The following is a 25,246-nucleotide window of genomic DNA, read 5'->3' as shown; positions in this document are numbered from 1 at the left end:
GATGATGCTACCGCTGTTTCCCCTCGACACCGTGCTGTTTCCAGGGTGTTTTCTCGACCTGCAGATTTTCGAAGCCCGCTACCTGGACATGATCGGGCGTTGCATGAAACAGGGCGAAGGCTTTGGCGTGGTCTGCATCGTGGAGGGCGAGCAGGTCGGCAAGGCGCCGCCCGTGGTGGCGTCCATTGGCTGCGAAGCCGTGATCCGCGATTTCGTCCAGCAGGAAAACGGCCTTTTGGGCATTCGCGTCGAAGGCGTGCGGCGTTTCGATCTGCAGGCCACCGAAGTGCTCAAGGATCAGCTGCTGGTGGGGCAGGTGCAGTGGCTGCCTGATCTTGAAGACAGCCCCTTGCAGGAAGCGGACGACGATTTGCTGGCGCTGCTGCTGGCCTTGGGCGAACATCCGATGGTCGAGGCGCTCGACATGCCCCGGGCCGTGGACGGGCGTCAGACACTGGCCAACCAACTGGCCTATCTGCTGCCCTTCACCGAGCAAGACAAGCTGGACTTGCTGGCCCAAGACTCGCCCGAGCAGCGGCTGGGCGAGATCCACAGGTTGCTTGAGCGCATCCAGGGTGAGCTGTTTGCCTGAATAGCGCCGGGCGTCAGTACTGGTACCTGAGCAGCGCGTGGGGCAGGGCGTGGGTGGCAAAGAAGGCCAGCAAGGCGATGCAGGCCGGCAACACCAGCCACCAGACCTTCAGGGGCAGGGCCGGCAGGGTCTGCCGGTACTGGGACAACGTCAGGCTGATCGCGCAGACGCAGCAGGCCAGCAGGGCACCGGCCAGGATGTCGGTGGGCCAGTGTGCACCCAGGTACACCCGCGACAGGGCGATGGCCAATGCCGGAATGCAGCCCAGCATGATCCAGGTCAGGCGCATGCGCGGTGGCTGGCCGCGGCCGGCGAGCACCGCCAGCACCAGAAAGAACGCAAACGACGCCGAGCTGTGGCCGCTGGGCATGCTGTAGCTGGTCAGCGGGTCGGTCAGCACTTCCGGGCGGGCCCGGGCGAACAGCCACTTGAGCGTGCCGTTGGCGATGGCGGTGCCCATCAGCGCCCCCGCGGCGAAGAAAGCGTGCCGCCACTGACGTACCACCAGCAGCAAGCCTGTCAGCAGCCCGCCCAGAAAGAACTGCGTGCGAAAATCCCCAAGCCGCGTCACCACCACCACGGCGCCGTCGATGGCCTGGCTGCGATGCTCCTGGACCAGGGTCATCACCCCGTCGTCGAAGTCGTGCAAGTAAGGCCAACCGAGAAACACCCCGACCAAGGCCAGCAGGCATAGGGCACCAATCAGCCGTGTGCCGTGCCGGCGGTCGCGGATGCTGGTGCTCAGACTAAGGCCGATGATCACCGCCAACGTGCCAAAAATGATGCCGGCCTGGGGCCAGAAGCCTTCGGGCAGGGGCAGGCGCATGGCAGCGCCCGTGGCCCAACCGGGCAGCAGGTAGGCGATCGACCATCCTGCGGCTGCCACCAGGCTAACGGCGATGAACCGCAGCAGGGGCATGTCGAACATGCCTGCGACCATTGGCAGCATGGGCCGCAACGGGCCGATGAAGCGGCCTACGAGCAGGCTGGCGATGCCATAGCGCTTGAAGTAGGTTTCGGCGCTGCCGATCCATTTCGGGTGGTGTCGCAACACCGGCAGGCGGCGAATGTTCTGGTGGAAATGCTTGCCGATCATGTAGGACAGCGCGTCACCCAGTAACCCGCCCAAAAAGCCCAGCAGCAAGGTTTCGCCAAGGCCCAGCACGCCGCTGCCTGCCAGCACGGCGACCGCGAACAGCAGCACCGTGCCGGGGACGATGATGCCGGCGATGGCCAGGCATTCGATGCACGCGACCAGGAAGATCGCGACGCCCAGCCACTGTGGGTTGGCGCCCAGCCAACCGGTCAGGCCGTCGAGCCATTGTTCCATGGTTCAGTTCTCTTGTTCGATGATGGAGAAGTCACGGCCTTCGACCTGGCCGCGCCGCAATGGGTTGCGCGTGCAGAACCGGGCGTACGCGGCATCGACGAAGCGGTACGGCAGGTGCTCGTCACGCCCGTGGGGAATGCCCAGGCGCGCTGCCTGGATCACCCGGGGCACCGGGTTGGCGCAGTCGTCCACATACAGCCGCTGCGGGTCGAAGCGCTGCGCATCCCACTGTGGCACCTTGAGGCCCAGCGCCCGGCACAACAGCGTCTGCCCTGCGCACAGGCGCTCGATGGGGCGCAGGTTGCCGCTGGCGTCGGGGTTGTTCAGGTGCATCTGCGCCAGGCTGTCTGGCCCGGACAAGGCATCCTGCCATGGGTAGGCAGACTTGATGAGCACCGCATTGCCGGGGCCCTGGGCGCTGAAGTTCAGGGAGTCGCCGCCGCGGGCGTAGTACATATAGATGTGCCCACCATCGAGAAACAGCGCCTTGCGCTTTTCGGTGTAGCCCAACGACGCATGGCTACCCTTGTCGGCGAGGTAATAGGCCTCGGTCTCGATGATACGGGCGGCGAGCCACAGGTTGCTTTGGCGGTGGCGGATAACCTTGCCCAACAGGGCTTTGGCCAAGGTCTGGGCGTCGCGGTCGAAAAAGCTGTCTGGCAGTGCTGGCATGCAAGGGCTTCGCAGGCTAAAGGCATGAGGGTAACAAGCGCTACCTTAACCGAATCTGAAACCTGCGAATATGCGACGGCGCACGGCAGCGATTTCCACAGAGTTCTGCGTTTTTATGGATAAGCCCGGTTACATCTTTCCTACGGATTACCCACAGCTTTTTTTACCATCCGCCACCCACCGCTGGGCGTACACCTGCGCGACAGTTATAATCAGCCGTTTCCCCACCGCCAAGACACCGAGCCCATGACTGAGTCCGTTCTTGACTACATGACCCGCCTGGGTCGCGCAGCCCGTGAAGCCTCCCGGGTAATCGGCCGTGCGAGTACCGCGCAGAAGAACCGTGCGCTGCACGCTGCCGCCGACGCGCTGGATACAGGGCGTGAAGCGCTGATCGCGGCCAACGAGCAGGACTTGGCCCATGGCCGTGCCACCGGGCTGGAAGCCGCGTTGCTCGACCGCCTGGCCCTGACCCCGGCGCGTATCGACGGCATGATCACCGGCCTGCGCCAGGTTGCCAGCCTGCCTGACCCGGTCGGTGCCATTCGCGACATGAGCTACCGCCCATCGGGTATCCAGGTCGGCAAGATGCGCACGCCGCTGGGCGTCATCGGCATCATTTACGAATCACGCCCGAACGTCACCATCGACGCGGCCAGCCTGTGCCTGAAGTCAGGCAATGCCACCATCCTGCGCGGCGGCTCCGAAGCCATCCACTCCAACCGCGCCATTGCCGCCTGCATCCAGCGCGGCCTGGCGGCGGCAGGCTTGCCCGCGGCCGTGGTCCAGGTGGTGGAAACCACCGACCGCGAGGCAGTGGGCGCGCTGATCAGCATGCCCGAGTTCGTCGATGTCATCGTGCCGCGCGGCGGCCGTGGCCTGATCGAGCGCATCAGCCGCGACGCCCGGGTACCGGTCATCAAGCACCTGGACGGTATCTGCCATGTCTATGTCAGCCAGCATGCCGACCTGGACAAGGCCTGGCGCGTGGCGTTCAACGCCAAGACTTACCGCTACGGCATCTGCGGGGCGATGGAAACACTGCTGGTGGACCAGCAGGTTGCCGAGCGCTTCCTGCCAGAGATGGCGCGTCGCTTCCAGGAAAAGGGCGTTGAGTTGCGCGGTTGCGAGCGTACCTGTGCGCTGATCGACGCGCACGCGGCCAGCGAAGATGACTGGCACGCCGAGTACCTCGATGCAGTACTGTCCATCCGTGTGGTGCAAGGCCTGGATCAGGCCATCGAACATATCAACCACTACGGCTCGCACCATACCGACTCGATCATCACCGAGCATCAGGGGCAGGCGCGCCAGTTCATGGCTGAGGTCGACTCGGCCTCCGTCATGCTCAACACCCCGACGTGCTTCGCCGACGGCTTCGAATATGGTTTGGGTGCCGAGATCGGCATTTCCACCGACAAGCTTCACGCCCGTGGCCCGGTTGGCCTCGAAGGCCTGACGTGCGAGAAATACGTGGTGATCGGCGACGGTCAACTGCGCGGCCAGGAGTCCTGCTGAGTTGAGTCAGGCCCAGGCAGTGCGCCGCGTCGGCATTCTTGGCGGCACCTTCGACCCGGTTCACATCGGCCATCTGCGCAGTGCGCTGGAAGTCGCCGAGTTCATGGCCCTGGACGAGCTGCGCCTGCTGCCCAATGCTCGCCCGCCGCACCGAGACACGCCGCAAGTGGCCGCGCATGATCGCCTGGCCATGGTGCGGGGCGCCGTCGCGGGCGTTGCAGGCCTGAGCGTGGACGCACGTGAACTGGCACGGGACAAACCGTCGTACACCATCGATACGCTGGAGTCGATCCGTGCCGAGCTTGCTGCTGATGACCAGCTGTTCCTGGTGCTGGGCTGGGACGCCTTTTGCGGACTGCCCGGTTGGCACCGCTGGGAAGAACTGCTGCAACACTGCCACATCCTGGTGCTGCAACGCCCGGATGCGGACGTAGACCCCCCCGACGAACTGCGCAACCTGCTGGCTGCCCGTTCGCAGAGCGATCCCACCGCCATGTCCGGCCCGGCGGGAAACATTTCGTTCGTCTGGCAGACACCGCTTGCGGTGTCGGCTACACAGATCCGACAGCTGCTGGCCAGCGGCAGGTCGGTGAGGTTCCTGGTGCCGGACGCCGTACTGGCCTACATCGAGGCGCACGAACTGTATCGTGCGCCCAACTGACGGTGCCCCTGGCACCTCATCCTACGAGTTGAACGAGTTTTATATGACCAAGCAGAAAATTTACGGCGACGAACTGGTCGCAGTGACCACGGCAGCGCTGGAAGACGTCAAGGCCCAGGATATCCAGGTCATCGACGTGCGTGACAAGCACAGCCTGACCGACTACATGATCATCGCCACCGGTACCTCCAACCGTCAGATCAACGCCATGGCCGAGAAGGTCCGCGAGGCGGTCAAGGCCAAGGGCGCCCAGCCGCTGGGTGAGGAAGGCAAGGGTGACAGCGATTGGGTGCTGCTGGACCTTAACGATGTCATCGTGCACATGATGACCGCGGCTGCACGCCAGTTCTACGACCTCGAACGCCTGTGGCAGGGTGCCGAGCAGAGCCGCGCCGCCGATGGCAAGCACCACAGCCCGGACCATGTCCACGAGTACTCCGACAAGCTCAAAGATCGCGAATAAGGAAAGCGCCGTGCGTCTGCGCCTGATCGCGGTCGGCTCGCGCATGCCGAAGTGGGTCGAGGAGGGCTGGCATGAGTATGTCAAGCGCCTGCCGGCCGAACTGTCGCTCGAGCTGGTGGAAATACCGCTGAACACCCGCGGCAAGAATGCCGACGTCGCCCGCCTGATTCGCCAGGAGGGCGAAGCCATGCTCAGCAAGGTGCAACCCGGCGAGCGCGTCGTGACCCTTGAGGTTCATGGCAAGCCGTGGAGCACCGAGCAGCTGGCAGGTGAGCTGGACCGCTGGCGCCTGGATGCGCGCACGGTGAATTTGATGGTGGGCGGGCCCGAAGGGCTTGCGCCGCAAGTGTGCGCCCGCGCCGATCAGCGCTGGTCCCTGTCGCCGCTGACCTTGCCGCACCCGCTGGTCAGGATACTCATCGGCGAGCAGGTCTACCGGGCCTGGACGGTGTTGTCCGGCCATCCCTACCACAAATGAGCCTGTAAGCAGCCCGATGTCGCAGCCGATCCGCCTCAAGGACCACGAAAAAGACGCCCGTCTGGTGCGCAACCGCGTCGTGGTCGGCGCCGTGGCGGTCATGCTGCTCATCTGCGTGCTGATTGCGCGGCTGTACTACCTGCAGATCATCCAGTACGACTACCACTCCACGCTGTCGGAGAACAACCGGGTGCACGTGCAGCCGATCCCGCCGACACGCGGGCTGATCTTCGACCGCAACGGGGTAGTGATCGCCGACAACCGGCCCAGCTTCAGCCTGTCCATGACCCGGGAGCGTGCCGGAGACTGGCAGCAGGTACTGGACAGCATCGTCGAGATACTGGAACTCACCCCAGACGACCGCGCGCTGTTCGAAAAGCGCATGCGCCAGGGGCGCAGGCCGTTCGAGCCGGTACCTATCCTGTTCGAACTCAACGAGGAACAGATCGCCCGTGTGGCGGTGAACCAGTTCCGCTTGCCAGGGGTGGAAGTGGTCGCCCAGCTGGTACGTCACTACCCACAGGGGGCGCATTTCGCGCATTCGGTGGGCTACGTCGGGCGTATCAACGAGAAAGAGCTCAAAACCCTGGACCCTGTGAACTACAGCGGCACGCACCACATCGGCAAGACCGGCATCGAGCGGTTCTACGAGGCCACGCTGCACGGCCAGGTCGGCTACGAAGAAGTCGAGACCAACGCCCGCGGCCGTGTGCTCAGGGTGCTCAAGCGTACCGATCCCAAGCCTGGCAAGGACATCGTGCTGAGCCTGGACATCAAGTTGCAGGAAGCGGCCGAGGCCGCCCTGGCCGGGCGCCGTGGCGCGGTGGTTGCGCTTGACCCACGCACCGGTGAAGTGCTCGCCATGGTGAGCCAGCCCAGCTTCGACCCCAACCTGTTCGTCACTGGCATCAGCTTCAAGGCCTATGCCGAACTGCGTGATTCGATCGACAGGCCGCTGTTCAACCGCATCCTGCGCGGCCTCTACCCGCCCGGCTCGACGATCAAGCCCGCCGTGGCGATCGCCGGCCTGGACAGCGGCGCGGTGACCCCAAGCAGCCGTGTGTTCGACCCTGGGTACTACCAGCTGCCCAACTACGATCACAAATACCGTAACTGGAACCGCTCGGGTGACGGCTGGGTGGACCTGGATACCGCCATCATGCGCTCCAACGACACCTACTTCTACGACCTGGCCCACAAGATGGGCATCGACCGGTTGTCCAGCTATATGAACAAGTTCGGCATCGGCCAGCGGGTATCGCTGGACATGTTCGAAGAGTCCGCAGGGTTGATGCCGTCGCGGGAATGGAAGCGGGCCACGCGCCGGCAGGCCTGGTTCCCGGGCGAAACCCTGATCCTGGGTATCGGCCAGGGCTACATGCAGGCCACGCCGCTGCAGCTTGCGCAGGCGACGGCGCTGATTGCCAACAAGGGTGTGTGGAATCGGCCGCACCTGGCCAAGACCATCGAAGGGGAACCGCCGGTGGACGAAAACCCAATGCCGGACATCGTGCTGCGCGACAAGGCCGATTGGGCGCGCGTGACCCATGGCATGGAGCAGGTGATGCACGGCGCGCGCGGTACTGCCCGCAAGGCCGCCATCGGCGCCCAATACCGCATCGCCGGCAAAAGTGGTACCGCCCAGGTGGTGGCCATCAAACAGGGCGAGAAGTACGACCGCAACAAACTTCAGGAGCGTCACCGCGACCATGCCTTGTTCGTGGCCTTCGCCCCGGCAGACGACCCCAAGATCGTGGTGTCGGTCATGGTCGAGAACGGTGAGTCGGGTTCTGGGGTGGCTGCGCCAGTGGTGCGCCAGATCATGGATGCCTGGCTGCTGGACGAAAACGGCCGGCTCAAGCCTGAGCTTGCGCCGGCTACCGCTACTCAGGAGTCGCCGCTGTGATGAACAATTTCGATCGCATGCTCTCCAGCGAGGATGTGATGCGTCGGCGCGCCAGCTTCCTGCAGCGCATCCACGTCGATGGTCCTTTGCTGATCATCCTCCTGACCCTGGCCGCAGGCAGCCTGTTCGTGCTGTATTCGGCCAGCGGCAAGAACTGGGACCTGTTGCTCAAGCAGGCCACCTCGTTTGGCATTGGCCTGGTATCGATGTTCGTCATCGCCCAGCTCGAGCCACGGTTCATGGCGCGATGGGTGCCACTGGCCTACCTCACCGGGGTGTTGCTGCTGGTGGTGGTGGACGTGATGGGCCACAACGCCATGGGTGCAACGCGCTGGATCAACATACCCGGGGTGATTCGCTTCCAGCCCTCCGAGTTCATGAAGATCATCATGCCGGCGACCATCGCCTGGTACCTGTCCAAGCGCACCCTGCCGCCGCACCTCAAGCATGTGGCCATCAGCCTGGTATTGATTGGCGTGCCGTTCATCCTGATCGTGCGCCAGCCGGACCTGGGTACGGCGTTGCTGATCCTGGCCTCCGGTGCCTTCGTCCTGTTCATGGGCGGCCTGCGCTGGCGTTGGATTCTCAGCGTGCTGGCGGCCACGGTGCCGGTGGCGGTGGCCATGTGGTTCTTCGTGATGCACGACTACCAGAAGCAGCGGGTGCTGACCTTCCTCGACCCGGAGAGCGACCCGCTAGGTACGGGCTGGAACATCATCCAGTCCAAGGCAGCGATTGGTTCTGGCGGCGTGTTCGGCAAGGGGTGGCTGCTGGGCACCCAGTCGCACCTGGACTTTCTGCCTGAAAGCCACACCGACTTCATCATCGCCGTGCTGGGCGAGGAGTTCGGCCTGGTGGGCATTTGCCTGTTGCTGATCGTCTACCTGCTGCTGATCGGCCGGGGCCTGATGATCACGGCGCAGGCACAGACATTGTTCGGCAAGCTGCTGGCAGGCAGCTTGACCATGACGTTCTTTGTATACGTGTTCGTCAATATCGGGATGGTAAGTGGCCTTTTGCCCGTCGTTGGCGTGCCGTTGCCCTTCATTAGCTATGGCGGAACTTCATTGGTGACGCTGCTGTCAGCGTTTGGCGTTCTGATGTCGATCCACACGCATCGAAAGTGGATCGCACAGGTTTGAATAAGGTGAACAATTACATGCAAGCAGTGCGTAACTGGGCTACCCGTTGTGCGCCGTGGTTTGGTGCGGTGAGCCTGTTTGGCGCTGTACAGCTGGCCGAGGCCGGCGACTACGACAACTCGCCCCAGGTGGCCGAATTCGTTGGCCAGATGAGCCGCGACCATGGTTTTGCCCCAGAACAACTGATGGGCGTGTTCCGTGAAGTGCAGCGCAAGCAGTCGATTCTCGATGCGATTTCGCGGCCCGCCGAACGGGTCAAGCCCTGGAAGCAATATCGCCCCATGTTCCTCACCGACGCGCGCATCGCGCGGGGCGTGGACTTCTGGCGTCAGCACGAGGCCGTGCTGGCGCGGGCCGAGAAGGAATACGGGGTGCCGGCACAATACATCGTGTCGATCATTGGCGTTGAAACCTTCTTCGGACGCAACACGGGCAACTTCCGGGTGCTCGACGCGTTGTCCACCCTGGGCTTCGATTATCCCCCCCGCGCCGAATTCTTCCGCAAGGAACTGCGTGAGTTCCTGCTGCTGGCCCGTGAAGAACAACTCGATCCCCTGACCCTCAAGGGCTCCTATGCCGGGGCCATGGGGCTGCCGCAGTTCATGCCCAGCAGCTTTCGCAACTATGCCGTGGACTTCGACGGTGATGGGCACATCAACATCTGGACCAACCCCGATGATGCCATCGGCAGCGTGGCAAGCTACTTCAAGCGCCATGGCTGGATGGCCGGACAGGAAGTGGTCAGCCGCGCAACCGTGCAGGGCGAGCGCGCCGATCAAGGCCTGACCACCGGTATCGAGCCGGCCAGCACGGTCGGACAGTTGCGTGCCCTTGGCTGGTCGGTTCATGATTCGCTGCGCGATGATCTGCCCGTCACGGCCTTCCGCCTGGAGGGTGAGAACGGCCCCGAGTACTGGGTGGGGCTCAAGAATTTCTACGCGATCACTCGCTACAACCGCAGCGTGATGTATGCCATGGCGGTGCATCAGCTTGCGCAACAGCTGGTCCAAGCACGGGGCGTCAACTAATGCGCGCAATTTTCTCTACCACTTCCTTCAAACTGATCACCTGCGCAGCCATCGGCCTGGCATTGGTCAGTTGCTCCTCCAGCCGCCCGGCGCCCAAGAGTTCCAGCGGTGCGAGCGTGGTGCGCAGCCAGCCCGGCCTGGACATCAACCGTGCCCACAAGGACGGTGCGCCGTGGTGGGATGTGGACGTCAACAAGATCCCCGATGCCACGCCCACCCTGCACACCGGCAACTACAAAGCCAACCCCTACACCGTCCTGGGCAAGACCTACTACCCGATGCAGGATGCGCGCAACTACCGCGCCGAGGGCACGGCGTCGTGGTATGGCACCAAGTTCCATGGCCAGAACACCGCCAACGGCGAGCTGTACGACCTGTACGGCATGAGTGCCGCGCACAAGACACTGCCACTGCCCGCCTATGTGAAGGTGACTAACCTGGCTAACGGTCGCAGCGTTATCCTGCGGGTAAACGATCGCGGCCCGTTCTATTCCGATCGCATCATCGACTTGTCGTACGCGGCGGCGAAGAAGCTGGGCTACGCCGAGATCGGCACTGCCCATGTGCGCGTCGAAGGCATCGACCCCCAGCAGTGGTGGGCACAACGTGGCCAGACGCCACCCATGGTGCTCAAGGAGCCCCAGGTGGCCCAGACCCAGGCGATCCCGGCCAGCTCCGGTCGGGTAGAGCAGTGGACGCCGCCGCCACAGCAGCATGCAGCACCGGTGGTGCCGGTGCAGGTAGGCGGCAACAACGTGCCTGCTGGCACTGGCGGCAGCTTCCTGCAAGTCGGCGCTTTCGCCAACCCGGATGCGGCCGAGCTGCTGCGCGCCAAGCTCAGCAGCATGGTCAGCGCACCGGTGTTCATCAGCTCGGTCGTGCGTAACCAGCAGACATTGCATCGTGTACGCCTGGGGCCGATCAACAGCCAGGGTGAAGTCCAGCAGGCGCAGAACAGCATTCGCCTGGCGAACCTAGGGCAGGCCAAGCTGGTCACAGCTGACTGACCAGGCGTCCCGGCAGGATGACCGACCCCTCGCGCACGGTATGAACAGCCTGCGTGTGGGGTTCACCTACGGGCAAGCACGGTGCAATGTGGCGGTTTTGTCATGAATTGACAGGCTCAGCCATGTACAATGCCGGTTTTGCCCGCAGCGGCACCCTGTCGCACGTTGCCGGGCCAGGCCTCAGGCCAATAACTAGACTGACCGGTGCTGGGCCGTGTGCTTGCCCAGAAAACATCTCCAGACCATTAAGCGATTTTCGAGAGACGGATGAACATCACCAACCTTGCCAAACGACTTTGCTTGCCCGTATTGCTCCTGCTCACTCCGGTAGCCTTCGCGGCCGAGCAGATGACGCCCGCGCCGCCTCAACTGGCAGCCAAGTCCTACGTACTCATGGACGCGTCCAGCGGCAACGTGCTGGTCGAGAACAACGGTGACGAGCGTCTTCCGCCAGCCAGCCTGACCAAGCTGATGACCGCCTACATCGCCACGCTGGACATCCGCCGTGGCCAGATCGGCGAAAACGACCCGGTGACCGTCAGCGAAAACGCCTGGCGCACCGGGGGCTCGCGCATGTTCATCAAGGTGGGCAGCCAGGTGACCGTCAGCGACCTGCTGCACGGCATCATCATCCAATCCGGCAACGATGCGTCCGTCGCCCTGTCCGAGCACATCGCCGGCAGCGAAGACGCGTTCGCCGACATGATGAACAAGACCGCTGCCGACCTGGGCATGACCAACAGTCACTTCATGAACCCCACCGGCCTGCCGAACCCGGAGCATTATTCTTCTGCTCACGACATGGCGATCCTGGCCCGTGCGATCATCAACGTCGATCCGGCTCACTACGCCATCTATTCGCAGAAAGAGTTCTTCTGGAACAACATCAAGCAGCCTAACCGCAACTTGCTGTTGTGGCGTGACAAGACCGTGGACGGCCTTAAGACCGGCCACACCGAAGAGGCTGGCTACTGCATGGTGGCGTCGGCCGTACGTGACGGGCAGCGCCTGATCGCCGTGGTGTTCGGTACCAATAGCGAGCAGTCCCGTGCTGCCGAAACCCAGAAGCTGCTGACCTACGGTTTCCGCTTCTTCGAAACCCAGACCTTCTATCAGAAAGGCACCGAGCTGACCAAGGCGCCGGTCTGGAAAGGCGCCACCAGCGAAGTCAAGGCAGGCCTTGCCGAAGACCTGACCATGACCATGCCCAAGGGCCAGCTTAAGCGCCTGCAGGCTTCGATGACCATGAACCCACAACTGACCGCACCTATTGCCAAGGGTGACGTGATCGGCAAGGTTGAAGTCAAATTGGACGACAAAGTGGTTCATAGCGCCGACCTGATCGCCCTCGATGGCGTCGAGGAAGGTGGTTTCTTCCGCCGTATGTGGGATAGCATCCGTCTATTCTTCTACGGGTTGTTCAACTGACACGTGACCTGCACACCCCCGCGTGATCGCGGGGGTGTTGTTGTTGCCACGGCTTGCGAGGCCGTTTCCGCCATGAGCGAACCAGACGTCAAGTCTCATAAAATCGAATTTCCCTGTGCCGACTACCCGATCAAAGTCATTGGTGACACTGGTGTCGGCTTCAAGGACACCGTGATCGAAGTGCTCAGCAAATACGCCAAGGTCGATCTTTCCACGCTGGCCGAACGCCAGAGCAAGGAAGGCAAGTACACCACCGTGCAACTGCACATCGTGGCCGAAAGCGAAAACCAGCTCCACGACATCAACAGCGCCCTGCGTGCCACCGGCATCGTGAAAATGGTGCTGTGATGCCCGGCTGCCTCGGTGTCCGCGAACTTGGCCTGCAGCCCTATGAGCCGGTGCTCGAGGCCATGCGGCGTTTCACTGAGCAGCGCACTGCCGATACCCAGGATGAAGTCTGGCTGGTCGAACACCCGCCGGTCTTCACGCAAGGGCAGGCTGGCAAGGCCGAGCACCTGCTGGTGCCGGGCGATATCCCCGTGGTGCAGGCCGACCGTGGTGGCCAGGTGACCTATCATGGGCCAGGCCAGCTGGTGGCCTACCTGCTGCTGGATGTACGCCGCCTGGGCTTTGGCGTACGCGACCTGGTCAGCCGCATCGAGCGCAGCCTGATCGCTTTGCTCGATGGCTACGCGGTGCAGGCCGCTGCCAAACCCGATGCACCCGGTGTGTATGTGGACGGCGCGAAGATCGCTTCGCTTGGCCTGCGTATCCGCAACGGCCGCTCCTTTCATGGCCTTGCCTTGAACGTGGACATGGACCTGGCGCCCTTTTGCCGAATCAACCCCTGCGGTTATGCGGGGCTGGCGATGACCCAGCTGCGTGACCTGGCAGGCCCGATCGAACTCGACGAGGTCAGGACAAGGCTGCGCGAACAGCTGGTCAAGCACCTCGACTACGCAGAGCAGACGACCCTCACGGGCGGAATCGACTGAATATGACTACTGTGCAAGAAGCCGTGCCGAACCTGATCCCAACCCAGGACGCTACGCCGCGCTCCGCCCCCAAGAAGGTCGAAGCTGGGGTCAAGCTGCGAGGCGCCGACAAGGTCGCGCGCATCCCGGTCAAGATCATCCCCACTGACGAGCTGCCCAAGAAGCCTGACTGGATCCGTGTGCGTATCCCGGTCTCGCCCGAGGTAGACCGCATCAAGCAACTGCTGCGCAAGCACAAGCTGCACAGCGTCTGCGAGGAGGCCTCCTGCCCGAACCTGGGCGAGTGCTTCTCGGGCGGCACCGCCACCTTCATGATCATGGGCGACATCTGCACGCGCCGCTGCCCGTTCTGCGACGTGGGGCATGGCCGTCCCAAGCCGTTGGACGTGGACGAGCCGAAGAACCTTGCGGTGGCCATTGCCGACCTGCGCCTGAAGTACGTGGTCATCACCTCGGTTGACCGTGATGATTTGCGCGATGGCGGCGCCCAGCATTTCGCCGACTGCATCCGCGAAATCCGCGCTTTGTCGCCAGGCGTGCAGCTTGAAACCCTGGTGCCGGATTACCGGGGCCGTATGGACGTCGCGCTGGCGATCACGGCTCAGGAGCCGCCGGATGTGTTCAACCACAACCTCGAAACCGTGCCGCGTCTGTACAAGGCCGCTCGCCCGGGTTCGGACTACGACTGGTCGCTGGACCTGCTGCAGAAGTTCAAGCAGCTGGTACCGCATGTTCCTACCAAGTCTGGCCTGATGCTCGGGTTGGGCGAGACCGACGAAGAAGTGATCGAGGTCATGCACCGCATGCGCGAGCACGACATCGACATGCTCACCCTGGGTCAATACCTGCAGCCATCGCGCAGCCACTTGCCGGTACAGCGTTTCGTGCACCCTGACACCTTCGCCTGGTTCGCCGAGGAAGGCTACCGCATGGGCTTCAAGAACGTCGCTTCCGGCCCGCTGGTGCGCTCGTCCTACCATGCCGACCAGCAAGCGCACGAAGCCAAGATCAAACTCTGATCTGACCGTAAAAAGAGAAATGCCGATGCGCCGCAAGGCCGCGTCGGCATTTTTTTTTCTACCAGCCAAGCCGTAAGCTGTTTGTGACAAGCCGTATGGAGTTGCCCGATGAACTGCGTAGAACCTTCTGCCTTGCCACTGCGCAAGGCCATTGAGCCCGATGCCTGCTTTGCCGTGGTTGCCCCGGCAGGCCCGGCGCGTCTGGATGTGCACAAAGCGGCCCAGTGGTTCGCCGAGCGCGGCTACCGCTGCCGGGTCTATCCAGGTGCGACTCAGTCCGAGGGCTACCTGGCAGGCGCCGACGCGCAGCGGCTACAGGATCTGCACGACGCCTTCCGGGACCCGTCCATCGACGCGGTTCTGTGCATGCGTGGCGGCTACGGCAGCATGCGCCTGCTGGACAAGCTCGATTTCGAGCTGTTGCAACACCATCCCAAGCCTTTGATTGGCTACAGCGATATCACCGCCTTGCATGCGGCGCTCTACCGTCACACAGGGATGATCAGCTTCCACGGGGCCATGCTCAACGCCGACCTGCTGGGTGGCAAGCAGGCACCGACCGAATCGTCGCTGGTGGCGCAGTTGAGCGGGCAGGTGGCAGCCGGTGACCTGATCACGCACCCGGTGCAGTTCCCCTTGCACACGGTCTTCCCCGGCCTTGCCAGTGGCCCGCTGCTGGGTGGGAATCTGTCGATGCTGGGTGCGACCTTGGGGACCTTGGCAGAGCTGCACACCCAGGGCTGCATCCTGTTCATCGAAGACGTGAACGAGCCGTTGTACCGAGTCGATCGCCTGCTGACGCAGTTACGGCTAGCCGGCAAGCTAGAAGGCATCAGGGGTGTGCTGGTAGGGGACTTTGCTGGCATTACCGCGGCGGCGCTGGCACCGCTGCTGCGCGACACGTTCGGCCCTCTGGGCGTCCCTGTGCTGGCCGGATGGCGCAGTGGGCACTGTGACCCCAATATCTGCCTGCCGCTAGGTGCCCGAGTAACGCTGGACAGCGAGCGGCAGCGCCTGGTGCTGGAGCAGGCGTTGTTCCAGGCATGAGCCTGGCGCCAAGGCCACCCCAGGGTCACGGTTACCGTGCCCAGGGGGACCCGCATTGTTGCCAGTCAGCGAGAGCGTGTGGCTACCGTAGGCTCTCCAGGAGCTTGTGCGTCGGATAGCCATCGGCTGGCCAGCCCAGGCCCTGCTGGGCATTACGGATGGCCTTGCGGGTGTTGGCGCCAATGATCCCATCGGCGTTGCCCGCCTCAAAGCCCTTGGCATTGAGCAAGTTCTGCAACTCCATGCGCTCGCTACGGCTCAGGGGGGTGTCGTCCTTGGGCCAGCTGCCAGCGATGAAGCCCCAGCCGGTGAAGCGATCGCTCAGGAGACTGACGGCCAGCGCGTAAGCCGATGAGTTGTTGTATTTGAGAATGGCGCGGAAATTGTCGAGAACCAGGAATGCCGGGCCTCGCGCGCCAGCGGGCAGCAACAGGGCGGCTGGCAACTCATTGCTACCGGCTGGCAACTGCGTACCAGCAGGCAGTGTCAGGCCCATGGCCAACCATTCGGCGATCGGCTTGCGCGAGGTCCCGTCAGCTTGCCAATAATCGAAGCCTGCCGGTACCTGCACCTCGAACCCCCAGGGTTGGCCACGCTTCCAGCCTGAGCTTTGCAGGTAGTGTGCAGTGGAGGCCAAGGCATCGGGCGTGCTGTTCCAGATATCGCGGCGGCCATCGCCGTCGAAATCCACGGCATGGGTGTTGTAGGTGGTCGGGATGAATTGGGTCTGGCCCATGGCGCCGGCCCAGGAGCCGCGCATCGCATCAGGCTGAATATCACCGTGCTGGATGATCTGCAGGGCGGCAATCAGCTGGTCTTGGGCAAACTGTGGGCGTCGTCCTTCGTAGGCCAGGGTGGCCAGGGAGCGGATCACTGACTTGCTGCCCTGGAACTGGCCGAAGTTGCTTTCCATACCCCATACCGCGACCAGGATCTGGCGATCAACGCCGTAGCGCTGTTCCAGGCGGGTCAGCAGCTCGGCGTTCTGCTCCAGCAGCCTTTTGCCGTTGCGTACGCGCACGGGGGACAAGGCACCTTCCAGGTACTCCCAGACTGGCCGGGTGAACTCTGGCTGGCTTCGGTCAGCCTTGATCACGTCCATGTCCGGCGTGACGCCGAGAAACGCCTTGTCGAAAATTTCCGGGGCAATGCCTGCTTGCAGGGCCTGTTGGCGGAAACCTGCTTGCCACTGGGCAAAGGTTTGGGACGGCTGGATATCTGGGTTGCTGTCTGGCGCCTTGCCAGGTGCATTCACGACAGGTGCCGGCTGCGCCTGGGCGAGGGGCAATGCATCGGCTGCCGTGGGTTTTTCCGCACAGGCAACGAGCAGGATGAAGCTGGAGGCCGCAACGAGCTGGCGGGTTTCCCAACGAGGAAAAAGACGGTAGAGCATGCACAGGTCCAGGTCTGCAGGTCAGGTGATGACCATATCATGCCTGCGCTACGGATGCCTTCATGCCGCCAAAAAGTAAGAAGCCTCCCAATCTCTCGATTGGAAGGCTTCGCGGCGGTAGCTGCCCTTGCCTTTCTCCGGCCGTTCCTGACGGCAACGGAACAGGGGCTGGGCGACGATGGACTTGGCCTTGTTATGGCCTTGCTTGTTTGGTTTTTTGCTCATGAAGGTGGTTCCTGCGTTGGGACGGTGCGGGCTGCACTGTGCAGGCTTGGCCGTGGGCAGGCCAATTGATTGTTTATATGGTCGTGAGTGTCATCCAGGCCTCATGAGGCGGCTTGCCGGCCATGGCCAACAAGCGCGGGCTCTATAGGCAGGGCTTCGACTATTGGGCAGGCAGCGCTAGGCGCTGGCCGGCCATCAGTAGCACCAGGCGCGCCAGGCCTGTCCAGGGAGAACCTTGCGCCTGGCCCTTGATCTGGGCGTCGATACGCTGGGCGTCCTGCAGCAGCTGCGACCAGCGCTGGGCGGGTAACCGCTGCAGGGCCTTGCTAACCAAGGGGCGGCGTTTGTCCCAGATGGGTGGGCGTGCCTGGCTGAAGGCCTTGTCCAGGGGAACGCCCTGGCTGAACTGCTGGGCCAGGCCCGCCAGTTGCCGCAGTTCACGGGCCAGGGCCCAGAGGATCACCGGGGGCTCCACGCCTTCGCCGCGCAGGCCTTCGAGCATGCGCAAGGCATGGGCGGCTTCACCCTTGAGAATGGCGTCGACCAGCCCGAAGACATCGAAGCGCGCGCTGTCCGCCACCGCGGCCTGGACCGTTTCCAGGGTGATGACGTTGCCCTCGGCCAGCAGCTTGAGCTTTTCGATTTCCTGCGCGGCCGCGAGCAAGTTGCCCTCCACGCGCGCAGCAATCAGGTCCACGGCGTCACGCTGGGCACTCAGGCCTGCCTGTTGCAACCGCTGATTGATCCATTGGGGCAACTGATGCGCGTCCACGGGCCATATCTGGATGAACTGGCAATGATCACCCTCGACCAGTGCCTTGCCCCATTTGGTCTTCTGCGCGCTGGCATCGAGCTTTGGCAAGCTGATCAGCAGCAGCGTGTCTTCGGCAGGGCGGGCGCAGTATTCCAGCAACGCGGCAGCGCCCTTGTCACCCGGCTTGCCCGAGGGCAGGCGCAGTTCCAGCAGGCGTCGCTGGGCGAAAAGCGACAGGCTCGCACCCGCTTGCAGCAGGGTGCCCCAATCGAAGTTGGCATCGGCACTGAATACCTGGCGCTCGTCGAAACCTTGCTGGCGGGCGGCGCTGCGGATGGCGTCGGCCGCTTCCTGGCACAGCAACGGGTCATCGCCGCTGACCACGTAGACGGGCGCGAGTGAGCCTTGCAGGTGTTTGGTGAGTTGAGCGGGGGCGAGTTTCATGGCATCGGGGGCAGGGCGCCAGACAGCGCCCTGCACGGGCTCAGTTGCCCGGCACTTCCAGCGGCGACTGCTGCGGTGTCTCGGCCTGCTGGCGACGCGCGGCTTCCAGCGCATCCGCTTCGGCCTTGGCACGCTCATCGGCCTTGCGCTGCAATTCATCGAGCTGGGCAGGGGTGAGGTTTTGCAGGCGCACGATCATGGCATTGACCAAGTCGCGGCGCATCTCGTCACGGGCGCGTTTGGCATCCTGCTCGGAACCGGTGATGTTCGAGGCGTCACGCACATAGACCTTGCGCACTTCGACCTTGTCGCTGGTCAGCTCCAGGTTGTTCAGGCCCTGGATGCTGTAGTCCAGCTCGGTGGTGAGCTCGAATTCCGCCGTGCGGTTGCCGCTGTTGTAGGTAACGGCGCGCTGGCGCTCCTGTTCGTTGGTCAGCACCAGGCGGTAAGGTGCGCCTGCGTGGACGTTCACGCCGCTGCGCTCGAGCACTTCGCGCAGTTGAATCACGGTCGGGCCGTAAGCGTTGCGCGCGCTGACGTCCATCTCCTTGACGCTCATTTCGCTGGTGCCCGTGCCGCGCAGCTGGAACCCGCAGGCGCTGAGCATGACCGCCAGGCCAACTACCAGCAGATTGCGTTTGATCATGTTGTTGCTCCCTCGTGAGCCTGTTCCGCCCGTGCGCAGAGCCTGCGAACGGGCGTTGCCATCAGTTGGCGACGATATTGACCAGTTTGCCCGGCACTACGATGACCTTGCGGATGGCCAGGCCATCGATGAAGCGCAGGACATTCTCGTTGCTGCGCGCGGCGGCTTCGACTTCTTCGCGGCTGGCTGCGGCTGGCATCTCGATCTGGCCACGCAGCTTGCCATTGACTTGCACCACCAGGGTCACGGTGTCCTGTACCAGCGCGGCTTCATCCACTGCAGGCCAGGCGGCATCGATGACGGCCTGGTCATGGCCCAGTTGCTTCCACAGCTCGTGGGAGATGTGCGGCGTGATCGGGGCCAGCAGCAGGGTGACGGCTTCGAGGCCTTCCTGCATCAGGGCACGGTCCTGCGCGGTGGCCTGTGGCGCTTTTTCCAGCACGTTCATCACGGTCATCACCTGGGCGATGGCGGTGTTGAACTTGTGGTGCTGGCCTACATCGGTACTGGCTTGCTTGATGGCGGCGTGGATGGCGCGGCGGATCACTTTCTGCGCGTCATCCAGGGTTGCCACCTCCAGCTTGCCAGGCAAGCCCTGGGCAACGTGGGCCTGAGCCAGGCGCCAGACGCGGCGCAGGAAGCGGCTGGCGCCCTCCACACCTGAGTCGGACCACTCCAGGCTCATGTCGGGCGGCGAGGCGAACATCATGAACAGGCGGCAGGTATCGGCGCCGTACTGTTCGATCATCGACTGGGGATCGACGCCGTTGTTCTTGGACTTGGACATCTTTTCGGTGCCGCCGATTTCAACCGGCAGGCCATCGGTCTTCAGGCGCGCGCCGACGATCTTGGCCTTGGCATCGCGCTCGACTTCGACATCGGCCGGGTTGAACCAGTCCTTGCCGCCGTTGCTGGCGACGCGGTAGTAGGTTTCGGCCACGACCATGCCCTGGGTCAGCAGGTTCTTGAACGGCTCGTTCGAGGTCACCAGGCCTTCGTCACGCATCAGCTTGTGGAAGAAGCGCGCATACAGAAGGTGCAGGATGGCGTGTTCGATGCCGCCGATGTACTGGTCGACCGGCAGCCAGTGGTTGGCCGCTTTCGGGTCTACCATGCCGCCTTCGTAGTTGGGCGAGGCGTAGCGCGCGAAGTACCACGAGGACTCGACGAAGGTGTCCATGGTGTCGGTTTCGCGCTTGGCCGCAGCGCCGCACTTGGGGCAGCTGCATTCGTAGAATTCGGGCATGCGCGCCAGCGGCGAGCCTGCACCGTCCGGTACCACGTTTTCGGGCAGGGTAACCGGCAACTGGTCTTCCGGCACCGGCACATCGCCGCAAGACGGGCAGTGGATGATCGGAATCGGGCAGCCCCAGTAACGCTGGCGGCTGATGCCCCAGTCGCGCAGGCGGAACTGGGTGCGGGACTTGCCCAGGTCCTTGCGCACCAGCGCCGCTTCGATGGCGTCGAAGGCGCCGGCGAAATCCAGGCCGTCGAATTCGCCGGAATTGATCAGCTGGCCATGCTCGCCATAGGCAGCCTGCCACTGGGCGCCCACCTCGTCACCGGCACTGGTACGCACCACGGCCTTGACCGGCAGGTCGTACTTGCGGGCGAACTCGAAATCGCGTTCGTCGTGGGCTGGCACAGCCATGACTGCACCGTCGCCGTAGTGCATCAGCACGTAGTTGGCGACCCAGACCGGCAGCTTCTCACCGGTAAGCGGGTGCTCGACCAGCAGGGAAGTGGCCATGCCCTTCTTTTCCTGGGTGGCCATGTCCGCTTCGGCCACGCTGCCGCCCTTGCATTCATCGATGAAGGCTTGCAGCGCCGGGTTGCCCTGGGCCGCCTGGGTGGCCAGCGCATGCTCGGCGGCGACTGCCACGTAGGTAGCGCCCATCAGCGTGTCCGGGCGGGTGGTGAAGACTTTCAGCGTACCGGTGTGGCCAATGCTGGCCTGATCGTACGGGAACTGCACTTCCATGCCGCGGGACTTGCCGATCCAGTTGCGCTGCATGGTCTTGACCTGCTCAGGCCAGCCCGGCAGCTCGTCGAGGCTTTCCAGCAGCTCGTCGGCATAGTCGGTGATGCGGAAGTAGTACATCGGGATTTCGCGCTTTTCAATCAGCGCGCCGGAACGCCAGCCGCGTCCGTCGATGACCTGTTCGTTGGCCAGCACGGTCTGGTCAGCCGGGTCCCAGTTAACGGTGCCGTTCTTGCGATAGATGATGCCCTTCTCGAACAGGCGGGTGAACAGCCACTGCTCCCAACGGTAGTAGTCGGGCTTGCAGGTGGTGACCTCGCGGGCCCAGTCGATGGCAAGGCCCAGGCTCTTGAGCTGGGTCTTCATGTAGTCGATGTTTTCGTAGGTCCACTTGGCCGGGGCGACGTTGTTCTTCATCGCCGCGTTTTCGGCAGGCATGCCGAAAGCGTCCCAGCCCATTGGCTGCAGGACGTTCTTGCCCAGCATGCGCTGGTAGCGGGCAATAACGTCGCCGATGGTGTAGTTGCGCACGTGGCCCATGTGTAGCTTGCCGCTCGGGTACGGGAACATCGACAGGCAGTAGTACGTGTCCTTGCCTGGCTGTTCGGTAACAGCGAACGATTGTTGCTCGTCCCAGAATGTCTGGGCGGCGGCTTCGATATCACGGGGCGTGTATTGTTCGTGCATGGCTACTTTTGGCTGAGAGAGAGGAGACCTTTCCAGGCAGCGAACCTCGCTGCGTCCGGCACTCCGGTGTCATCGGGAGTGAACGCCGTAGCATACAGCAGCGCCGCGCATCGTGGGAAACGTTCGTTGCGAATGGCCGCTGGTCGCAGCGTCGGGCTGCTTTTCGCAACGACGCTAAGCTCTCGGGTGGGGGAGATAATCGTTATCTTCAATGAGGTGAACGAATGGGAGAGTCGCAGCTACCTGCAGGAAAACCAGAACTCTATGAGCGCCTGATCGATAGGCTCGGGCTTGCCCTGGATACAGCCAGAACGTCCATGCGGCTTCGGGACGAGGCGCCAGCCGAGTTGGAGTTGCGTGGTTTGAGCCGCGCCGAGTTCGAGGTGATCAAAACTTATCTGGATACCTTCCAGAAACGCGCCGACGAGGCTGCAAACCTCAGGCCGCAAGCTGAACCTGCGTCGGCCAGGATCATCTGGCTCAAGGACATCAAGCGCACAGTGCGCACGCCACGCCCACGCAAGGCCTCCCGCCGCTAGGGGTTTGCGCGGCGCCTTTCAAGGGTTTGCACAGTAATCCGACCTTGATCGACGCCGGCCATGTTGTTGGCCGGCGCCGATGCTTTTAGTCTGCACACCTTCGAAGGAGGTGTGCATGCCCATTCGGTATTTCATCAAACAGTGGTTGTTACCCCCAGGCGTGCTGTTTCTCCTGCTGCTTGCAGCCTGGTGGCTGCGCAGGCGTCGCCCCCGGCTGGCCGCTGTGTGCTTTGTGGCAGGGCTAGGCGGGCTGTGGATGACCAGCTTGCCGGTGGCCGTTCAGTACCTGGCAAGAGCCCTGGAGACGGAGCCTGCGCTAGCCGGGCAGGACTGGGCTGGCCTCAAGCAGCGGGCCGATGCCATCGTCGTGCTGGGCGCAGGGCGTGAACGGGGCGACCCTGCCTGGGCGGGTGTCGACCAGCCGACGCCCACGGCCTTGGAGCGGCTGCGCTTTGCCGCTCGCCTGGCCAAGGCGTCCGGGCTACCGGTGCTGACCAGCGGCGGGCTGCACTACGGCACACCACCCAGCGAGGCGCAGCTGATGGCCGACAGCCTGCATGACGACTTCGGCATTGAGGTGAAGTGGTTGGAGCAGGCGAGCCGCACCACCTGGGAAAATGCCCAGCACTCGGCGAGTGTGCTTGAGCCGTTGGGGATACGCCGCGTCGTGGTGGTGACCCAGGCCTGGCACATGCAGCGCTCACGCTGGAGCTTCGAGCAGGCAGGTTTCGAAGTGGTACCCGCGCCAGTCGGCTTCCTCGGCCGTGATCCGGCGCGGCCATTCGGTGGTTGGCTGCCGGAAAGCCGGGCCATGTGGCAGAGCGGGCAGTTGCTCAATGAGGTGGCTGGGCTGGTGGGGTATCGGTTGTTCTACTGAAAGGGCTGAGCAACAGCCCCTTGGAACGTCAACTTCAAAGCCCCGTCACACTGCCCTGGCCACACGCCCGGCCATCAACGCCCAGACCAGCAGCAACCCACAAACGATTGCAAGCGGCCAGGAACGCCATTGCAGATAAGGCGTCAGCTGCTGCATCGGCACCACCTCGCCGTACATCACTGCCTGCTGGAACTGAGGCACTTGGGTCGTGATGCGCCCGAACGGGTCGATCAAGGCCGTCACGCCATTGTTGGTGGCCCGGATCATCCAGCGGCCGGCTTCAAGCGCACGCATCTGGGCCATCTGCAAGTGCTGCAGCGGGCCTATGGAAGTGCCGAACCAGGTGTCGTTGCTGATGGTCAGTAGCAAGTCGCTACGTGCCGCCAGGCCGGCGGCAAACTCGGGGTAGACCACCTCGTAGCAGATATAAGGCGCGATCTGATAACCCTTGGCCTGGAGCAGCGGTTGGTCCTCAGGGCCCCGGGCGAAATCCGACATGGGCAGGTTGAAGAACTCGATCAGCCCCCGCAGCATGTCCTGCAGCGGGACATATTCGCCAAAGGGCACCAGCTTCTGCTTGAGGTAGGTGCCGTCCCCTTCGCCCGTGACGGTGATGCCGTTGAAGTAGCGACGCTGGCGGTGCACCACTTCGCGAACCGGCACGCCGGTGATCAGGGCCGAATGCCGGTCTGCGGCGAAGCGCCCCATGATGTCGATATACCCTTGCGCCTGGTCCTTGAGCACAGGTACCGCCGTTTCCGGCCAGATCAACAAGTCCGCAGGTTTTGAACTGAAACTCAGGTCGCGGTACAGGGCCAACTGGGCGTCGATATGCGCCGGGTCCCACTTCACGTCCTGTTCGACGTTGCCCTGAATGGCAGCGACCTTGAGTGGGTCGCCTGCCGGAGTAGTCCAGGCATGCCCTTTGAGTGCCAATCCTACTGCCCAGGGAGTGAGCAGCAGCACGCAGGCGATGGCAAGAAAGCCCGGGCGGGTACGCAAACGGTTGAGGTTGCACAGCAGCGCAGCCGTCAGGGCCAACGCAAACGACACCAGCCACACCCCGCCCAGAGGCGCCAGGCCGGCCAGCGGGCCGTCCAGCTGACTGTAGCCTGCGTACAACCACGGGAAGCCGGTGAGGAACCAGCCGCGAAACGCCTCTTGCCCCACCCACAGGGCAGCAAAGCCCAGGGCATCGGCCAGGGGCGCCTCGTTGCGCCGCAACCAGCGTGCCCACAACCAGGTGGGCAGCGCAAAGAACCAGGCCAAGGCCGCAAAGAACGCAACCAGCAGCGCGATGGCCAACAGCGGCGAGGCGCCGCCGTAGTTCGTCATGCTGACGTAGATCCACCAGGTGCCGGCGCCGTAGAGGCCGAAGCCGAACCACCAGCCACGCCACAGGGCCTGGCGCGGGCTAAGCTCGCGCAGGCCCAGGTAGAGCAGGGCGATGGACAGCAGCGCCAGTGGCCACAGATCGAATGGCGCCAGGGCCAGGAGGGTAGAAGCGCCGGCCGCCAGGGCCAGCAGGTTACCGGGCCAGCCGGGGCGGGTGATCCAGCGCATGTCGTTCCTTAACGGTTGATCGGGGTCAGGCGCAGCAGGTGTATCCGGCGGCTATCGGCGTTGAGCACGCGGAACTTGTACGCGCCGATTTCGGTGGTTTCGTTGCGCTTGGGCAGATGGCCGAATGCACTCATCACCAAACCGCCGACGGTGTCGAACTCATCGTCGGAGAACGCGCTGTCGAAGGACTCGTTGAAGTGCTCGATCGGCGTCAGCGCCTTGACCAGGAAGTCGCCGTTGGGCAGCGGCTTGATGTAGCTGTCCTCTTCGACGTCGTGTTCGTCTTCGATATCGCCGACGATCTGTTCGAGCACATCCTCGATGGTCACCAAGCCAGCCACGCCGCCGTATTCATCGATGACGATGGCCATGTGGTTGTGGTTGGCGCGAAACTCGCGCAGCAGCACGTTCAGGCGCTTGGACTCGGGCACAAAAGTGGCCGGGCGCAGCAGCGTCTTGATGTCGAAGTTGTCGCCGTTCTCCTTGAGAATCAGCGGCAGCAGGTCCTTGGCGAGCAGGACACCGAGCACATCGTCATGGCTTTCGCCGATTACCGGGTAGCGCGAGTGCGCCGCGTCGATCACCGCCGGCAGGAACTCGCGCGGCGACTGGCCGGCCTTGATGCTGTTCATCTGCGAGCGCGGCACCATGATGTCACGCACTTGAAGGTCCGCCACCTGGATGGCACCTTCGACGATGGTCAGCGCCTCGCTGTCCAGCAGCTTGTTCTGATGTGCTTCGCGCAGCAGCTCCAGGAGCTCCTGGCGGTTTTTCGGCTCATGGGCAAAAGCCTGGGTCAGTTTACCCAGCCAGGACTTCTGCCCGTTGCTCGATCGATCTTCGCTCATGGC

25 protein-coding genes are annotated in these 25,246 nt (G+C 63.4%); 16 read left to right on the top strand and 9 right to left on the bottom strand.

Annotated elements, in window-relative coordinates; translation table 11 throughout:
* Nucleotide 1 precedes the first annotated feature (1 nt).
* Nucleotides 2–592 carry an LON peptidase substrate-binding domain-containing protein gene (locus ACF8E5_RS14930; protein WP_058638979.1) on the top strand — a complete coding sequence of 197 codons (591 nt, stop codon included), beginning with the start codon at nt 2–4 and terminating at the stop codon, nt 590–592.
* Nucleotides 593–605: 13 nt separating this feature from the next.
* Here ACF8E5_RS14930 and ACF8E5_RS14925 read toward each other — a convergent pair whose 3' ends face one another.
* A complete protein-coding gene (locus tag ACF8E5_RS14925) occupies nt 606–1,922 on the bottom strand; it encodes a bifunctional DedA family/phosphatase PAP2 family protein (RefSeq protein ID WP_392475460.1) in 1,317 nt (438 codons plus the stop codon).
* Between the two features lie 3 nt (nt 1,923–1,925).
* The gene (locus tag ACF8E5_RS14920) at nt 1,926–2,594 is read right to left on the bottom strand and encodes a DNA-3-methyladenine glycosylase (protein ID WP_392475459.1); all 669 of its coding nucleotides are present in this window, start codon (nt 2,592–2,594) and stop codon (nt 1,926–1,928) included.
* Nucleotides 2,595–2,840: 246 nt separating this feature from the next.
* On the opposite strand from ACF8E5_RS14920, the gene ACF8E5_RS14915 reads away from it, so the two are divergent.
* The 13 genes from ACF8E5_RS14915 to ACF8E5_RS14855 all read left to right on the top strand — a co-directional run bounded on the left by ACF8E5_RS14915 (nt 2,841) and on the right by ACF8E5_RS14855 (nt 15,286).
* Entirely contained in the window at nt 2,841–4,112 is a 1,272-nt protein-coding gene (locus tag ACF8E5_RS14915; protein WP_392475458.1) for a glutamate-5-semialdehyde dehydrogenase, read from the top strand.
* Nucleotide 4,113: 1 nt separating this feature from the next.
* Nucleotides 4,114–4,773 (top strand): nicotinate-nucleotide adenylyltransferase, encoded by a 660-nt coding sequence (gene nadD, locus ACF8E5_RS14910; RefSeq protein ID WP_196136077.1) that lies wholly within the window; start codon nt 4,114–4,116, stop codon nt 4,771–4,773.
* A gap of 43 nt (nt 4,774–4,816) precedes the next feature.
* Nucleotides 4,817–5,236, top strand: a complete 420-nt coding sequence (gene rsfS, locus ACF8E5_RS14905) for a ribosome silencing factor (RefSeq protein WP_027915263.1) — start codon at nt 4,817–4,819, stop codon at nt 5,234–5,236.
* Nucleotides 5,237–5,246: 10 nt separating this feature from the next.
* The gene (rlmH, locus tag ACF8E5_RS14900) at nt 5,247–5,714 is read left to right on the top strand and encodes a 23S rRNA (pseudouridine(1915)-N(3))-methyltransferase RlmH (RefSeq protein WP_027915262.1); all 468 of its coding nucleotides are present in this window, start codon (nt 5,247–5,249) and stop codon (nt 5,712–5,714) included.
* Between the two features lie 16 nt (nt 5,715–5,730).
* Nucleotides 5,731–7,620, top strand: coding sequence for a penicillin-binding protein 2 (gene mrdA / locus ACF8E5_RS14895; protein WP_058603532.1), 1,890 nt, complete (start codon nt 5,731–5,733; stop codon nt 7,618–7,620).
* 38 nt (nt 7,621–7,658) lie between these two features.
* Nucleotides 7,659–8,762, top strand: coding sequence for a rod shape-determining protein RodA (gene rodA, locus ACF8E5_RS14890; protein ID WP_042139378.1), 1,104 nt, complete (start codon nt 7,659–7,661; stop codon nt 8,760–8,762).
* Between the two features lie 17 nt (nt 8,763–8,779).
* Nucleotides 8,780–9,790: a lytic murein transglycosylase B gene (gene mltB, locus ACF8E5_RS14885; protein ID WP_392475457.1), complete on the top strand. Its 1,011-nt coding sequence runs from the start codon at nt 8,780–8,782 to the stop codon at nt 9,788–9,790.
* Complete coding sequence (locus ACF8E5_RS14880) at nt 9,790–10,797, top strand: septal ring lytic transglycosylase RlpA family protein (RefSeq protein WP_058603534.1); 1,008 nt, start codon at nt 9,790–9,792, stop codon at nt 10,795–10,797. Before mltB ends, ACF8E5_RS14880 begins: the two co-directional genes overlap by 1 nt.
* 267 nt (nt 10,798–11,064) lie before the next feature.
* Nucleotides 11,065–12,225 (top strand): D-alanyl-D-alanine carboxypeptidase family protein, encoded by a 1,161-nt coding sequence (locus ACF8E5_RS14875; RefSeq protein WP_023534573.1) that lies wholly within the window; start codon nt 11,065–11,067, stop codon nt 12,223–12,225.
* Between the two features lie 72 nt (nt 12,226–12,297).
* Nucleotides 12,298–12,573, top strand: a complete 276-nt coding sequence (locus ACF8E5_RS14870; protein ID WP_058603535.1) for a DUF493 domain-containing protein — start codon at nt 12,298–12,300, stop codon at nt 12,571–12,573.
* A complete protein-coding gene (gene lipB, locus ACF8E5_RS14865) occupies nt 12,573–13,220 on the top strand; it encodes a lipoyl(octanoyl) transferase LipB (RefSeq protein ID WP_058638951.1) in 648 nt (215 codons plus the stop codon). The genes ACF8E5_RS14870 and lipB overlap by 1 nt, the downstream gene beginning before the upstream one ends.
* Before the next feature lie 2 nt (nt 13,221–13,222).
* Nucleotides 13,223–14,239 carry a lipoyl synthase gene (gene lipA, locus ACF8E5_RS14860; protein WP_058603537.1) on the top strand — a complete coding sequence of 339 codons (1,017 nt, stop codon included), beginning with the start codon at nt 13,223–13,225 and terminating at the stop codon, nt 14,237–14,239.
* Nucleotides 14,240–14,347: 108 nt separating this feature from the next.
* Nucleotides 14,348–15,286, top strand: coding sequence for an LD-carboxypeptidase (locus ACF8E5_RS14855; RefSeq protein WP_326384037.1), 939 nt, complete (start codon nt 14,348–14,350; stop codon nt 15,284–15,286).
* An 82-nt stretch (nt 15,287–15,368) separates the two neighbouring features.
* On the opposite strand, the gene ACF8E5_RS14850 is transcribed toward ACF8E5_RS14855, so the two are convergent.
* The 5 genes from ACF8E5_RS14850 to leuS form a co-directional block, all read right to left on the bottom strand.
* The gene (locus ACF8E5_RS14850; protein ID WP_058638953.1) at nt 15,369–16,679 is read right to left on the bottom strand and encodes a lytic murein transglycosylase; all 1,311 of its coding nucleotides are present in this window, start codon (nt 16,677–16,679) and stop codon (nt 15,369–15,371) included.
* Nucleotides 16,680–16,739: 60 nt separating this feature from the next.
* Complete coding sequence (arfA, locus tag ACF8E5_RS14845) at nt 16,740–16,904, bottom strand: alternative ribosome rescue factor ArfA (protein ID WP_027915252.1); 165 nt, start codon at nt 16,902–16,904, stop codon at nt 16,740–16,742.
* Nucleotides 16,905–17,064: 160 nt separating this feature from the next.
* A complete protein-coding gene (gene holA / locus ACF8E5_RS14840) occupies nt 17,065–18,102 on the bottom strand; it encodes a DNA polymerase III subunit delta (protein WP_058603540.1) in 1,038 nt (345 codons plus the stop codon).
* Between the two features lie 40 nt (nt 18,103–18,142).
* Entirely contained in the window at nt 18,143–18,748 is a 606-nt protein-coding gene (lptE, locus tag ACF8E5_RS14835) for an LPS assembly lipoprotein LptE (RefSeq protein WP_145253609.1), read from the bottom strand.
* A gap of 61 nt (nt 18,749–18,809) precedes the next feature.
* Nucleotides 18,810–21,416 (bottom strand): leucine--tRNA ligase, encoded by a 2,607-nt coding sequence (leuS, locus tag ACF8E5_RS14830; RefSeq protein ID WP_392475456.1) that lies wholly within the window; start codon nt 21,414–21,416, stop codon nt 18,810–18,812.
* A 224-nt stretch (nt 21,417–21,640) separates the two neighbouring features.
* Between leuS and ACF8E5_RS14825 the strand changes: the two genes are divergently transcribed.
* On the top strand, nt 21,641–21,955 hold the full coding sequence (locus ACF8E5_RS14825; protein ID WP_078477937.1) for a hypothetical protein: 315 nt from the start codon (nt 21,641–21,643) through the stop codon (nt 21,953–21,955).
* 115 nt (nt 21,956–22,070) lie between these two features.
* Nucleotides 22,071–22,832 carry a YdcF family protein gene (locus ACF8E5_RS14820; RefSeq protein ID WP_058638958.1) on the top strand — a complete coding sequence of 254 codons (762 nt, stop codon included), beginning with the start codon at nt 22,071–22,073 and terminating at the stop codon, nt 22,830–22,832.
* Nucleotides 22,833–22,877: 45 nt separating this feature from the next.
* On the opposite strand, the gene lnt is transcribed toward ACF8E5_RS14820, so the two are convergent.
* Nucleotides 22,878–24,395 (bottom strand): apolipoprotein N-acyltransferase, encoded by a 1,518-nt coding sequence (lnt, locus tag ACF8E5_RS14815; RefSeq protein ID WP_058638959.1) that lies wholly within the window; start codon nt 24,393–24,395, stop codon nt 22,878–22,880.
* Between the two features lie 8 nt (nt 24,396–24,403).
* A complete protein-coding gene (locus ACF8E5_RS14810) occupies nt 24,404–25,243 on the bottom strand; it encodes an HlyC/CorC family transporter (RefSeq protein ID WP_023534628.1) in 840 nt (279 codons plus the stop codon).
* Nucleotides 25,244–25,246: the final 3 nt, after the last annotated feature.

Origin of the sequence: Pseudomonas sp. WSY_20, assembly GCF_043104335.1 — a bacterium.
Taxonomy (GTDB): domain Bacteria; phylum Pseudomonadota; class Gammaproteobacteria; order Pseudomonadales; family Pseudomonadaceae; genus Aquipseudomonas; species Aquipseudomonas parafulva_B.
The sequence above is the reverse complement of the archived record's forward strand: the minus strand, read 5'-3'. Positions and strand labels throughout refer to the sequence as shown.